This is a genomic window from Devosia sp. A369 (genome assembly GCF_054489345.1).
The window spans coordinates 99861-111881 of sequence record NZ_JBTMWV010000006.1 but is presented as its reverse complement, the minus strand read 5'-3'; the positions used below and the strand labels follow the sequence as shown (position 1 = coordinate 111881).

Annotated in this window: 14 protein-coding genes; 7 read left to right on the top strand and 7 right to left on the bottom strand. The window is 62.7% G+C overall.

Translation table 11 applies throughout. The features are described 5' to 3' along the window. Positions 1 to 60 precede the first annotated feature (60 nt). Both ACX3OZ_RS10120 and ACX3OZ_RS10115 read right to left on the bottom strand, forming a co-directional pair. Positions 61 to 399, bottom strand: a complete 339-nt coding sequence (locus ACX3OZ_RS10120) for a YciI family protein (protein ID WP_459097421.1) — start codon at positions 397 to 399, stop codon at positions 61 to 63. A 61-nt stretch (positions 400 to 460) separates the two neighbouring features. Then, positions 461 to 952 carry a MarR family winged helix-turn-helix transcriptional regulator gene (locus tag ACX3OZ_RS10115; RefSeq protein ID WP_459097422.1) on the bottom strand — a complete coding sequence of 164 codons (492 nt, stop codon included), beginning with the start codon at positions 950 to 952 and terminating at the stop codon, positions 461 to 463. Positions 953 to 1102: 150 nt separating this feature from the next. On the opposite strand from ACX3OZ_RS10115, the gene ACX3OZ_RS10110 reads away from it, so the two are divergent. The 7 genes from ACX3OZ_RS10110 to ACX3OZ_RS10080 all read left to right on the top strand — a co-directional run bounded on the left by ACX3OZ_RS10110 (position 1103) and on the right by ACX3OZ_RS10080 (position 6468). Next, the gene (locus tag ACX3OZ_RS10110) at positions 1103 to 2257 is read left to right on the top strand and encodes an HlyD family secretion protein (protein ID WP_459104446.1); all 1155 of its coding nucleotides are present in this window, start codon (positions 1103 to 1105) and stop codon (positions 2255 to 2257) included. Between the two features lie 7 nt (positions 2258 to 2264). Next, positions 2265 to 3329, top strand: a complete 1065-nt coding sequence (locus tag ACX3OZ_RS10105; RefSeq protein ID WP_459097424.1) for a hypothetical protein — start codon at positions 2265 to 2267, stop codon at positions 3327 to 3329. Between the two features lie 123 nt (positions 3330 to 3452). Further along, entirely contained in the window at positions 3453 to 3686 is a 234-nt protein-coding gene (locus ACX3OZ_RS10100) for a hypothetical protein (RefSeq protein WP_459097425.1), read from the top strand. Between the two features lie 120 nt (positions 3687 to 3806). Next, positions 3807 to 3983, top strand: coding sequence for a hypothetical protein (locus ACX3OZ_RS10095; RefSeq protein WP_459097426.1), 177 nt, complete (start codon positions 3807 to 3809; stop codon positions 3981 to 3983). Positions 3984 to 4157: 174 nt separating this feature from the next. Continuing rightward, positions 4158 to 4826 carry a 5-oxoprolinase subunit B family protein gene (locus tag ACX3OZ_RS10090; RefSeq protein ID WP_459097427.1) on the top strand — a complete coding sequence of 223 codons (669 nt, stop codon included), beginning with the start codon at positions 4158 to 4160 and terminating at the stop codon, positions 4824 to 4826. Beyond that, positions 4823 to 5710 (top strand): 5-oxoprolinase subunit C family protein, encoded by an 888-nt coding sequence (locus ACX3OZ_RS10085; protein WP_459097428.1) that lies wholly within the window; start codon positions 4823 to 4825, stop codon positions 5708 to 5710. The genes ACX3OZ_RS10090 and ACX3OZ_RS10085 overlap by 4 nt, the downstream gene beginning before the upstream one ends. Next, positions 5707 to 6468: a LamB/YcsF family protein gene (locus tag ACX3OZ_RS10080; protein WP_459097429.1), complete on the top strand. Its 762-nt coding sequence runs from the start codon at positions 5707 to 5709 to the stop codon at positions 6466 to 6468. The genes ACX3OZ_RS10085 and ACX3OZ_RS10080 overlap by 4 nt, the downstream gene beginning before the upstream one ends. 172 nt (positions 6469 to 6640) lie before the next feature. Here ACX3OZ_RS10080 and ACX3OZ_RS10075 read toward each other — a convergent pair whose 3' ends face one another. The 5 genes from ACX3OZ_RS10075 to ACX3OZ_RS10055 form a co-directional block, all read right to left on the bottom strand. Further along, a complete protein-coding gene (locus ACX3OZ_RS10075) occupies positions 6641 to 7381 on the bottom strand; it encodes an ABC transporter ATP-binding protein (protein WP_459097524.1) in 741 nt (246 codons plus the stop codon). A 26-nt stretch (positions 7382 to 7407) separates the two neighbouring features. Further along, positions 7408 to 8175 (bottom strand): ABC transporter ATP-binding protein, encoded by a 768-nt coding sequence (locus ACX3OZ_RS10070; protein WP_459097430.1) that lies wholly within the window; start codon positions 8173 to 8175, stop codon positions 7408 to 7410. 12 nt (positions 8176 to 8187) lie between these two features. Then, on the bottom strand, positions 8188 to 9345 hold the full coding sequence (locus tag ACX3OZ_RS10065) for a branched-chain amino acid ABC transporter permease (protein ID WP_459097431.1): 1158 nt from the start codon (positions 9343 to 9345) through the stop codon (positions 8188 to 8190). A 6-nt stretch (positions 9346 to 9351) separates the two neighbouring features. Then, a complete protein-coding gene (locus ACX3OZ_RS10060; RefSeq protein WP_459097432.1) occupies positions 9352 to 10380 on the bottom strand; it encodes a branched-chain amino acid ABC transporter permease in 1029 nt (342 codons plus the stop codon). A gap of 103 nt (positions 10381 to 10483) precedes the next feature. Further along, the gene (locus ACX3OZ_RS10055; protein ID WP_459097433.1) at positions 10484 to 11833 is read right to left on the bottom strand and encodes a substrate-binding protein; all 1350 of its coding nucleotides are present in this window, start codon (positions 11831 to 11833) and stop codon (positions 10484 to 10486) included. Positions 11834 to 12021: the final 188 nt, after the last annotated feature.

The following is a 12021-nucleotide window of genomic DNA, read 5'->3' as shown; positions in this document are numbered from 1 at the left end:
GATTCCCTCAGCCCGTTTTACCCCAAGGCTCCAACGCGGCCAACTTTGGCTGAGCGCTGCCTAGCCGGGCATCTCCAGGCATTCGATGATTTCCACGCTATCGCCGGGAAACACATTGAAATGCGGATGGGTCTTGAACAGCGCTGCGGCCTCGTCGAGTGAGCCGGCTTCAACGATCACATAGCCGGTGAGCTGGTTTTTCGTATCCGAAATGCCGGCCTTGTTCACCTTCTTGGTCCGACCGAGCGGGGCGCCTTGATCGACAATGACACCGGCGTTCTGGGTGGCCCACTGACCCCAGGCTGCCATGCCCGCTTGCTCGGTGGCGGGATCGATCGGCTGTTCCGCCTTCGTAGTTGCCGAAGCCGTACCGATGTAAACCGCCAGGTATTTTGCCATTTTGCTGCTCCTGACTGGAGCCTGACATGTCCATGGCGAAAGGCAAGCTCGGCATTGCCTTCTATTGGTCGGCGGGTGTCGCCTTGGTCTGCGGCGGGGCGCTTGCGCTCAAATCATCGGTCAGACGAACCATGCGCTCAAGGAATTCCGAAATCATCGATAGTTCCTCGGGGCTGAATCCGGCGGTGGCGTCGCGGTAGCTTTGCTCGATCCTCTGGTAGCTTTTCATCGGCTCGCTGGCCGCATTGGTATCGAGCACCACGAGCAGGCTGCGTCGGTCATCGGGATTGGCCATCCGGGTGATGTAGCCGCCGCGCTCCAGCCGATCGAGCAGGGCGGTGACCGACCCCGAACTGAGATCGAGCTGATTGATAATGTCCTTGGGACTGAGGGGCTCGCTGCTGCGCGCCAGCAGGCCAAGGCAGGCGAAGTCGGTGGGATGCAGATGCTGCGTTCGGGCAGCATGCAGGCGCGCATTCTCGACGCTGTGCAGCATGCGCCGCATCGCCGTGCCCACTCGGACCAATTGGGCGTGGCGTTTCGTATCAGTCATTGACTCCACTCCATTGGGTAATTATCTCTACCATCAAGATTGTTTACGGACTAGATAATTATGAATGCTGCGTCCCAGATGCGTGTAGCAGACGCCGAGAATAATTCTAACTCATCCGAGGCGGCCGCGACGGGTCCGGAAACGCCGGCCATGCGTGCGGTTGCCGCGAACATTTCGGTGCCATCGTCACAATCCCTGACGGCTGAGTTGGAGAGCGAGGCTGACACGCCTGCGGCCCCGGCCAAGGATGCGCGCGGTGCCGCCAAGAAGGCTGCCGGGCTGATCCTGTTCGTGACGATTGCTTGCCTGGGCTATCACGTCGCCAGCGACCGCATGGCGCCATCCAGCTCGACGGGGCAGGTGGCTGCGGCCACGGCGCAAATCGCGCCGCGCGTGTCGGGCCAGGTCGAAACCATCTTTGCCACCGACAACCAGTTCGTCAGCGCCGGCGCGCCGCTCTTCGCGCTCGATCCGCGCCCCTATGATCTGGCGGTGCGCACCGCCGAGGTCAATCTGGAGCAGGCGCGCCAGGCGGTTGCCGCTTCCGACAGCTCCTTGGCGGCAACGCTGGCCCAGGTGGAGCAGGCCCGCACCAGTGTGTCAGCGAGCCAGGTCAGCTTCAACCGCACCACCGAACTGCACAGTCGCGGCCTGATCTCCCAGGCCAATCTCGATACGGCGCGGGCACAACTGGAATCGGCCGGCTCCAGCCTCGCCGCTGCCGAAGCCGGCTATCGCAGCGCCGAGCAGGGCGCCGGCGGCATCGGCGACGCCAACGTCAAGGTTCTGGCCGCCCAGGTGCAGCTGGAGCAGTCCCTGCTCAACCGCGAGTTTGCCGTGGTGACCGCGCCGAGTGATGGCTATGTGACCAATCTCAAGCTGTCGGCCGGGCAATATCTGAATGTGGGCTCGCCGGCGCTGACCTTTATCTCCAGCGAGCGCCCTTGGGTGATGGCTGATTTCCGCGAGAACCAATTGGCCCATGTCGAGGCCGGCAAGGATGTCGCCCTGGTGTTTGACGGGCAGCCGGGCCAAGTCCTCAAGGGGCGCGTGCAGGGCGTGGCCTGGGGCATCGATGCGGGCCGCACCACCGCCAATGGCCTGCCGCAAAACCAGTCATCGACCCGCTGGTTTGAGCCAGCGCGCAGCATTCCGGTGCGGATCGAGATCGTCGACGACGTGCCGGCCAATATGCGCGTCGGCTCCAAGGTCAATGCCATGATCTATGCCACCGGCGAAAACCCGGTGGCCTGGCTGGCCTCGGGGATGCAGCGCATCGGGGCGCTATTCTCCTACCTGTACTGAGCCAGCCATGTATATCGCACCCCGTCCGACCTTCGAAGATGACCCGCTATTTGCGGTGCGGCTGGCGATTGTCCCGATCGTCAGCTTCGCCATCGGCATGATGGTGCAGTCGCCCATGGCCATGCTGTATCCGACTTTGGCGGTGTCGCTGGTGGCCGGGCATCGCAAGGCGCTCAGCATTGGCCGGGCCCTGGCAGCGCCGATCATGCTGGGCGGCATGATGTGGGTGATGAGCTTTTTCGTGGAAATGTTCATGGGCCTGCCCGGCCTGCTGTTCGGCTTCACGGCGCTGATCTGCTTCCTCGGCTTTTTCGTCATTCAAAAGACCGGCAACAGTTTTGGCATGCTGCTGATCGTCTCCGTCCTGATGATGACGATCATGGGCGCCAATTCCTATGTCACCATGACCTATCTGCGCGGCGAAATGTTCAAGGCGGCGCTGACGGTGGGCCTGCTGACGCCGATCGCCTATATGCTGCTGCGGCCGCGGGCGACCGAAGAATTCGTTGAAATCCATACGCCGGTCCGCGATGACCTGATCGCCAAGCGCGCCCTGATCCGTACGGTGGTGCTGATGACCTTCACCGGCTTGCTGGTTACCGTGCTGGATTCGTCCAATCTGATCCTGGCCATCGGCGCCATGTTTGCTATCATCTATCCATATACCGATCAGGTCTGGCGCGAGGCGCGTGAGCGTTCGATCTCCACGCTGGGCGGCGGCATCCTGGGATTGATCCTGCTCGGGCTGCTCGGCATCTCGGCCCATGTCACCGTGTTGTTCGGCGTTACCGCGCTGTTCCTGCTGTGGCTGGGCCACAAGATGATGGTGGGGCGGCTGTCGCCAATGACCTATCAATACGCCGGCTCGGTCATGGTTTCGCTGGCGGGCAGTGCGCTGATGACCTCCGAACCCTCCTTCGCCTTTCTCCAGCGCGTGGTGCTGACCGTGGTGGGTGGGGTCGGCGCGGCTATGGCCATTGCCGTCCTCGAAACCTGGCTGCTCAAACCGGAAAATCCGGCCGTAGCCAGCGCCGAAAGCCAAGGTGAGCTGCGGGCAGTTGCGCCGTCGTAAGGTGGGCCCGCGGAAGACGTTTTGATTCCGCGCGAGCTTTAGGGTAGGTAGCCCATTGTAGGGCGCTGACGGACTGACTGGTGTCATTCCCTCTCTGCCGCCAATCGCTGCAAAGGAAGAGACGTGAGCCGAAAGGAATTGGATGTGTCGCGGATGCGCCGGATGAAGCGGATCGCTGCCCGGCATGGTCTGACCATTCTCACCGCAGAGAAGATCAAGGTCCTCGGCGGTACGGGAGGCCACGCATTGCGCGAGGATGAAAGTTACAAGGTGGTTTACGGCAATGAGCCGCAGCCATTCTCGGCGTCGCTCGACGATATCGAGGCCTATCTCGATAAGCTCGAAGCGGGGGAATAGTAAGGCCGCCCGACCGAACTGGCAATCGGCCTCCCTTTGGGGATCGCCACATTCCATTATTTGTTCCGTAACGGGAATCGCCCACACTCTCCCCATTGGCTAACTTGGAGGCGCGTTATTGTGTTTACTCTGATCAACGCCGACGCCGAAGACGACGACACCGAAATCACCGACCCCCAGGAAATCGCGGAGCTGTTTGCTGCCATCGCCGCGGTCGCTATCGAAGCGATTGGGGCGGGACAGGCCAAGGAACTGTTCGACGCCGTAGTCGAACAGGAGGGCAGGGAGCCGAACTGACCGGACGCTACCGTCCCGGCAGGTCAAATCCGGCCGCAGCCTGACACAGGTGATTGCGGCACATCACGAACGGTCTTCCGAGCGCGGCAGAGTTCTTGCGCTTATGGACCGGGTTGACTGATCCGGGCGGGTCCGACAGGACTTGCCACATGTTCCGGCCGAGGAGGCTGCGTCGTGGCTGGCTCGTCCGCCCCCGAAAATTTTCCTGTGCCGACGCTTATCCCGCTCGGCGATAGTGGGCTGCTGGTGCGCTTTGGCACCAGCCTCACTGATGACGCCAACCGGGCGGCTATCGCGCTGGCCCTGGCGCTGGATCGCGCGCCAATCCCCGGCGTGGTCGAAATCGCCCCCAATCTGGTCTCTGTGCTGCTGCGCTACGATCCGCTGGAATCAGCCCCATCGGTGATTGTCGGCGAACTGCGCTTGCTGCTGTTCAATCTGGGCCACGAGCGTCGAGCGACGAAGCACTGGACCATTCCGGTGTCGTTTGACGGTCCCGATCTCGACGCGGTCGCCGCGGTGCTGGGCATGACCGCCCCGGACTTCATCGCGGCGCATAACGCCAATCCCCTACGCGTGCTCGCCACCGGATTTGCCCCGGGCTTCGTCTATTGCGGGCTGCACGCACCCGAATTGGTGCTGCCGCGTCAGACCAGTGTGCGCCCCTCGGTGCCAACAGGGAGTGTGTTGTTTGCGGCGGGGCAGACGGCGATTGCCGCGACTGAAATGCCCACCGGCTGGGCGGTGATCGGCCACACCAGTTTTATCAATTTTGACCCGACCAGCGAGAGGCCGACGCGGCTGGGCGCGGGGGATGTCGTGACCTTTGTGGTAGCGCCATGAGCGCCGTGCTGACCATTTTGCGCGCGGGGCCGCTGGCCAGCATTCAGGATGCGGGACGGTTTGGCATGCTGCGCCACGGCATCAGTGCCTCGGGGCCGATGGACCGGGCGGCCTATGCCGCGGCCGGCGGTGGGCTGGGGGGCATCGAGTTCACCATGGCCAGCATTGAGCTGAAGCTGACCGAGGGGCGCTGCCGCATCGGCTTTGCCGGTGGGCAGTTTGTTGCTCGGCACAACGGCCAGCCATTGGCGTGGCCGGGCGCGGTGGCGCTGGAAGCCGGCGATGTTCTGGCGGTGACGCCGGGCGAGTGGGGCAATTATGGCTATCTGCGCTTTGATGCCGATATCGCCGTCGCGCCAGTGATGGGCAGCATTGCCACCAGCAGTCGTGCCCGGCTGGGCGGGCTGGACGGGCGAGTGCTGCGGGCCGGCGATGTGATCGAGCTGGCGAAAGCAGAACGCCTTGAAGCGCCTGCACCGGTCGAAGACCGTATCGAGGGACCGATCCGGGTGATCTGGGGGCTGCATGCCGAGCTGTTTGCGCCGGCGGCGCGGCAGCGCTTCGTGGCCGAGACCTTCGTGGTGTCGACGCGGCTGGATCGCATGGGGGTGCGGCTGGAGGATAAGGGCGCTGTCTTTGCTGACGCGACGATCCTGTCGCTGGCCTCCGACGCCATCGTGCCGGGCGATATTCAGATTCTGGGCGATGGCACGCCCATCGTGCTGATGCGCGACCACCAGCCCACCGGCGGCTATCCGCGCATCGCCACTGTCATCACCGCCGACCTGGATCGGTTCGCCCAATTGCGCCCCGGATCGCCAATTGCCTTCCAGCCGGTCACGGTGGAACATGCGCAGGCGCTGTTGCGGAGCCGCCGAAGATGATTTCGATCGACCTCAATGCCGATCTTGGCGAGGGCATGGGCACCGATGAGGACCTGCTCGGTATCGTGTCTAGCGCCTCGATCGCTTGCGGCGGCCATGCGGGAGACGCGCCGACGATCCGGCATATACTCAAGCTGTGCAAGGCGCGCGGCGTCCGGGCCGGCGCCCATCCCGGCTACGCCGATCCAAAACGGTTCGGCCGGTTTCGGCTGGTGATGCCGCTCGATGAATTGCTGCGGCAGATCCGCAGCCAGCTGTTTCTGGTGCGTTTCATCGCCGATGAGGTGGGCGTGAGACTGGCCTATGTGAAGCTGCACGGTGCGCTGGCCAACCAGACGGCGGAAGAGCTCGCTTTTGCCGTGGGCATTTTTGCTAATATCCAGGCGATGGACCCCAAAATGGCAGTGCTGGCGCTCGACAATAGCCAGCAGGTGCGGGCGGCCAAGGCGGTTGGCATGCAACTGATCCGCGAGGCCTATGCCGACCGGGCCTATACGGCGGACGGGTTGCTGGTGCCGCGCAGCCAGGATGGGGCGGTAATCCATGATGTGGATACGGTGATCGAGCGCTGTTTGCGGCTGGCCAACACGGGCGAAATCGTCGCCATCGACGGCACGGTGCTACAATCGGCGGCGCGCTCGATTTGCCTGCATGGCGACACGCCCGGGGCGGTCGATCTGGCCCGCGAGGTGCGCGATGCGCTGGAGGGCGAGGGAATCGTGATTGCGGCGGGGGAGCCTGAGGCGGCGGCGGATTGAGGCAGCTTGCGCCCTTGCGGGTGCCCCACCCACGATGTCACCCCGGCCTTGGGCCGGGGCCATCTTGAGATCGTGCTGCAATCTGCACGCAAGTGAGAACCTTACCCTGGGCCTCTCGATGGGGAGAGGGTGAGATCGGCGGAATGCCTTTGGTCGACAGGCCCAGGGTAGCTCAGATCGCCAGATATTCCTGGCGAAGTTCGGCGTTGTCGAGAACCTCCTTGGCGGTGCCGGTGAAGGCAACTTCGCCGGTATCGAGGATGACCGCGCGGTCGGCGAGCTTGAGCGCTGCCACGGCGTTCTGTTCGACAATGATGGTGGTGATGCCCAGCGGTTTGATCGATACCAGGATGCGCTCGATCTCGTGGACGATGACCGGGGCCAGCCCTTCATAAGGCTCGTCCAGCAGCAGCAGCTTGAGGTCTCGGGCCAAAGCGCGGGCGATGGCCACCATCTGCTGCTCGCCGCCGGAGAGGGTCACCCCCTCCTGCTTGCGGCGCTCGGCCAGGCGCGGAAAGCTCTCATAGATCTGCTCGAGGCTCCAGCCATGGCCGGGGGCGACCTGGGCCAGGGTGATGTTTTCTTCCACAGTCAGTCCCTGGATGATGCGGCGATCCTCAGGCACCAGCTGGATGCCGGCGCGTGCCGCCTGATAGGACTTCATCTGGTGGATCGGGTTGCCGTCGAGCCAGATTTCACCCTGCCGCATTTGCGGATCATCGGTGCGGGCGATGGTGCGCAGGGTGGAGGTCTTGCCAGCGCCATTGCGGCCCAGCAGCGCCAAAATCTCGCCCTTGCGCACGTCGAAGGACACGCCCTGCACGATATAGCTTTCGCCATAATAGGCGTGCATGTCGCGGATCGAGAAGAACGGCCGCGTGGTTTCGACGCTGGCGGCGTGGCTGTTGGTCATGGTCTGGCTGTCCATGGTTATCGCGTTCATGACTGGGCCCCTCCGAGATAGGCTTCCTGGACCTTGGGGTTGCCACGCACCTGGTCGGGCGTGCCGTCGGCGATGATCCGGCCCTGGGCCAGCACCGAGATTTTATCGGCCAGCGAGAACACCACATGCATGTCGTGTTCGATGATGACCTTGGTCATGCCGCGCTTTTTGATCTTCTGCAGCAATTCGATGGTGGTGTTGGTGTCGTGGCGGCTCATGCCGGCCGTCGGCTCATCCAGCAGCAGCAGGCGCGGATGCTGGATCAGGCACATGGCCAGCTCCATACGGCGCTTGTCGCCGCGGCTGAGGCTGCCCGCCGCCATGTCCTGGCTCGCCAGCATGCCAACATCTTCGAGCATTCCCTCGGCTTCCTGGCGGATGGCGGTTTCGCTATCGAGCGCGCGTAGCATGTTGAGCTTGAACGCGCCGTCGCGCCTTGCGAGGGCAGGGATCATCACATTCTGCAGCACCGACAGGTCGGCGAAGATTTCCGGCGTCTGGAACACCCGGGCAATGCCCAGCTGGTTGATCTGGTGCGGCTTGCGCCCGGTGAGAATGGCACCGTCAAAGATCACCTGGCCGCTGGTCGGCGCCAGCTTGCCAATGATGACGTTGAGTAGAGTAGACTTGCCGGCGCCATTGGGGCCGATGATGGCATGGGTCTGGCCTTCCTCGACCTGCAGGTCGATATCGGCCAGGGCATGTAGGCCCCCGAAGCGCTTGTGGACGTCAGCAACATGCAGGACGACATTGGGTGTGGTCATTATTGTCGTTCCCTATTCTGCTGGTTGCGTGGACGGACTAGGCGGCACATCGGGCACTGGAGGCCGCTGTCGTCGGCTCTGCACCCAGGCTTGCAGCCTTCTGACCCCTTCCATGACGCCACCCGGCAGGAACACCACGACCACCACGAACAGTAGGCCCAGCGTCAGGTGCCAGCCTTCGCCGACGAATTTGCCGGCCACGGCAACGGCGAAGTCGGTGGCGCCATCGGGCAGGAAGGCGAACACGTTGCGCAGGATGGTTTCGTTGATCGCAGAGAAGATGTTCTCGAAATATTTGATCAACCAGGCGCCAATCACCGGCCCGACCAGGGTCCCGGCGCCGCCGAGAATGGTCATCAGCACGATATTGCCGGACTCGGTCCACTTCATGCGTTCCGCTCCGGCCAGCGGATCGGTAACCGAGAGCAGCGCGCCCGCCAGGCCCGCGAACAGGCCGGAGATGACGAAGGCGGCCAGCGTATAGGGCTTGGGATTGAAGCCGGTATAGTTCATCCGTGTCTGGTTGGACTTGATGCCGCGCAGTGCCAGCCCGAAGGGGGACGCGAAGATTTTCTGCGACACATAGAAGGCCACGATCAGCATCGCCGCGCAGAAATAGAAGCCGGAATAGCCATTCATGGCGATGCCGAAGAAGGAAGGCGTTGGCAGGCCGGCGCTGGTGGACTGGGTGCCCAGCAGCATATCGAGCATGCGCGGATCGTCACGCGCCAGCAGCAGGCCGGTCTCGCCATTGGTGATCGGGGTGAGCACGGAATAGGCGAGGCTGTAGCACATCTGGGCGAAAGCCAGCGTGAGGATGGAGAAGTAGATGCCGGTGCGCTTGAGGCTGAAATAGCCGATGATCAGGGCAAACACGCCCGAGACGATGACGGCCAGGATGACGGCCGGCACCACATTCATCGATAGCAGCTTGAACGACCACACCGTGGTGTAGGAGCCGATGCCGACAAAGGCGGCATGGCCGAAGCTGAGATAGCCGGTGAGGCCGAACAGGATGTTGAAGCCGATGGCAATGATGGCGTAGATGACGAATTTCTGCATCAGCCCGGGATAGGCGGCGCCGAACGGCGACAGCCACAGCGGCATGGCCAGAACGACGGCGCCGAACAGCACCAGGGTAATGAGGTCTTTGCGGGATAGGGACAGCATGGCTGCTTAACTCTCCATGACGCCGCGGCGTCCCAACAGGCCGCGGGGGCGTACCAGCAGGATGATGACGGCCACGAGATAGATGATGACCTGGTCGATGCCGGGGATGAGCGACTTGATTTCGGTCATGGCGGCGAAGGACTGCAGGATGCCAAGCAGGAACCCGGCAGCGACTGCACCGGGCAACGAGCCCATGCCGCCAACGACCACCACCACGAAGCTAAGCACCAGGAAGTCCATGCCCAACTGATAGTTGGGCGGCAGCAACGGCGTGTACATGGCGCCAGCCAGTCCGGCGACCACGGCGGCCAGGCCAAACATGATGGTGAAGCGCCGGTCGATATTGATGCCAAGAATGGCGACGGTTTCACGGTCGGCCATGCCGGCCCGCACCACCAGCCCGAAGGTGGTGAACTGCAGGAAGGCGAAGACGGCGCCGATGATGGAAACCGAGAACAGGAAATAGATCAGCCGCCACCATGGATAGGTGAGCGCGTGAGGTGCCATACCGAACCACATGCCGATATCGGCCGCGCCGCGGATGTCGCTGGGGATGGGCTGGGGGATCGGATTGGCGCCGAAAATGCTCTTGACGATCTCCTGCAGCACGATGGCCAGTCCGAAGGTCACCAGGATCTGCTCGGCATGGGTGCGCTTGTAGAAATGCTTGATCAGGCCGCGTTCCATGGCGATGCCGATGATCAGCATCACCGGAATGACCAGCAGGATCGAAAGCGGCACCGAATAATCGACGAGGAAATAGCCGAAGTCACCGAACCAGTTCTGCACGATCGGGGTCCGCACCTCCATGGGAGCGCCCCATGGTGACAATTGGGTCGGATCGAGCGTGACGGTTTCCATGGTGAGGAAATATCTGAGGGTTACGGCGCAGAAGCAGCCGAGCATGAACAGGGCACCGTGGGCGAAGTTCACCACGCCCAGCGTGCCAAAAACCAGCGTCAGGCCCAGGGCGATCAGCGCATAGGCGCCGCCCTTGTCGAGGCCATTGAGCAATTGTGCGAGTATCGTATTCATCAGCGCTCTCTCGCGGGATGAGGTTCCCGGCGTATCTCCACCTTGGGCAAAGGCTCCGGCGCCCTGAGGTGCCGGAGCTGATTGTGCGAATGGATGGTGCTACTCAGCACATATTGGGTTCGTACGGGCCCAGTTCGCCGCCGAAGATCGAGGCGTCGTACATGACGTCTTCACGCGGCGTCTGGCCGATGACGTTGAGCACGTCATACTGGCTGCTCGGGTTGTCATTGCCCTGCACCACAAGCACTTCCTTGAAGCACTGGTGATCTTCGGCGCGGTAGAGCGTCGGGCCATTGCCGGCGCCGTCGAATTCGAAGCCTTCCAGCGACTTGATGACTTCGGTGGGGTGGAACGTACCGGCCCGCTCGCAGGCGTCGGCATAGAGGATGGCCTGCACATAGCCGGTATGAGCCGACTGCGACGGCGGGGAGCCATAGGCTTCGCCATAGGATTTGGTGAAAGCCTTGGTGCCGGCGTCCTGCAGGTTCCAGTGCCAATTGGAGGTGCCGATAATGCCCTTCACTGCTTCACCGGCGCCCACGGCCATCAGCTCGGAGAACATCGGCACGATGATCTCGAACTGCTTGCCATTGGCCTGACGGTCGCGCAGGCCGAACTGCACGGCCTGCGGCAGCGAGTTGACCATGTCGTGGCCGTAGTGGTTGAGGATCAGCACGTCGGCGCCGGAGTTCATCACCGGGGTGAGGTACTGCGAGTAGTCGCCCAGACCCAGCGGGGTACGGACGGTGGCGACGGTTTCCCAACCGAGCGCTTCGGTAGCGTTCTTGATCGATTCTTCCTGGGTCCAGCCCCAAGTGTAGTCGGCGGTCAGGTGATAGGCGCGGCGTTCCTTGCCATATTGCTGGGCCAGATAGGGCGCGATAGCCACGCCGGACTGGTAGGCGTTGAAGAAGTGGCGGAAGCCGAAGCGGCGCTTGTCCTTGCCGGTGGTGTCGTTGGAGTGGGTGAGGCCGGACATGTAGATCACGCCCATTTCCTGGCACAGCGACTGCTGGGCAATGGCTTCGCCCGAGGTCACCGAGCCGGTCACCATTATGGCATGGTCGCGCTCGATCATGCGGCGGGCGCCGTCGCGCGCCGCGTCGGTATTGGTCTGGGTGTCGCCGGTGACGAAGCTCACCTTCTTGCCGAGAATACCATTGCCCTTAAGGGCAAGTGGCTTCAGCGTATTCATGATGCCGCCGTCGCCTTCGCCGTTGATGTGCTTGACCGCGAGCTCATAACCCTTGAGCTGATCAAGCCCTTCCTCGGCGTAGGAACCGGTCTGCGGCACGTTGAAGCCGAACACGACGGTGTCGCCGGGGGGATTGCAATATTCCTGGGCAAAGGCGCCGCGGCTCAGAATAGTCGGCATGACGCCCGCGCCCAAGATACCGGCCATGCCAGTCTGAAGCACCCGGCGTCGTGAGACGCCGCGAGTAAATACAGTCATTGATTTCCTCCTTTGGCACGGGGTCGGAGGTGCATAGCCGCCAACTCACCGTGCGCAGGAGATTTGCCCCGAATGCAAACAGAGGCAATATGCTATTGTTATAAAAGGGATTTTCTGTAAATTGTTGATCGTGCTGGCGCGGATAACTGTCAATTCATTGACAGGGCGCCGGGCGAGGGGGAGATCAA

What these genes read in the sequence shown, in the direction of transcription:
- ACX3OZ_RS10120 (WP_459097421.1), bottom strand. Translation starts at nt 399, where the DNA reads ATGGCAAAATACCTGGCGGTTTACATCGGTACGGCTTCGGCAACTACG.
- ACX3OZ_RS10115 (WP_459097422.1), bottom strand. Translation starts at nt 952, where the DNA reads ATGACTGATACGAAACGCCACGCCCAATTGGTCCGAGTGGGCACGGCG.
- ACX3OZ_RS10110 (WP_459104446.1), top strand. Translation starts at nt 1,103, where the DNA reads ATGCGTGCGGTTGCCGCGAACATTTCGGTGCCATCGTCACAATCCCTG.
- ACX3OZ_RS10105 (WP_459097424.1), top strand. Translation starts at nt 2,265, where the DNA reads ATGTATATCGCACCCCGTCCGACCTTCGAAGATGACCCGCTATTTGCG.
- ACX3OZ_RS10085 (WP_459097428.1), top strand. Translation starts at nt 4,823, where the DNA reads ATGAGCGCCGTGCTGACCATTTTGCGCGCGGGGCCGCTGGCCAGCATT.
- ACX3OZ_RS10080 (WP_459097429.1), top strand. Translation starts at nt 5,707, where the DNA reads ATGATTTCGATCGACCTCAATGCCGATCTTGGCGAGGGCATGGGCACC.
- ACX3OZ_RS10075 (WP_459097524.1), bottom strand. Translation starts at nt 7,381, where the DNA reads ATGACCAACAGCCACGCCGCCAGCGTCGAAACCACGCGGCCGTTCTTC.
- ACX3OZ_RS10070 (WP_459097430.1), bottom strand. Translation starts at nt 8,175, where the DNA reads ATGACCACACCCAATGTCGTCCTGCATGTTGCTGACGTCCACAAGCGC.
- ACX3OZ_RS10065 (WP_459097431.1), bottom strand. Translation starts at nt 9,345, where the DNA reads ATGCTGTCCCTATCCCGCAAAGACCTCATTACCCTGGTGCTGTTCGGC.
- ACX3OZ_RS10060 (WP_459097432.1), bottom strand. Translation starts at nt 10,380, where the DNA reads ATGAATACGATACTCGCACAATTGCTCAATGGCCTCGACAAGGGCGGC.
- ACX3OZ_RS10055 (WP_459097433.1), bottom strand. Translation starts at nt 11,833, where the DNA reads ATGACTGTATTTACTCGCGGCGTCTCACGACGCCGGGTGCTTCAGACT.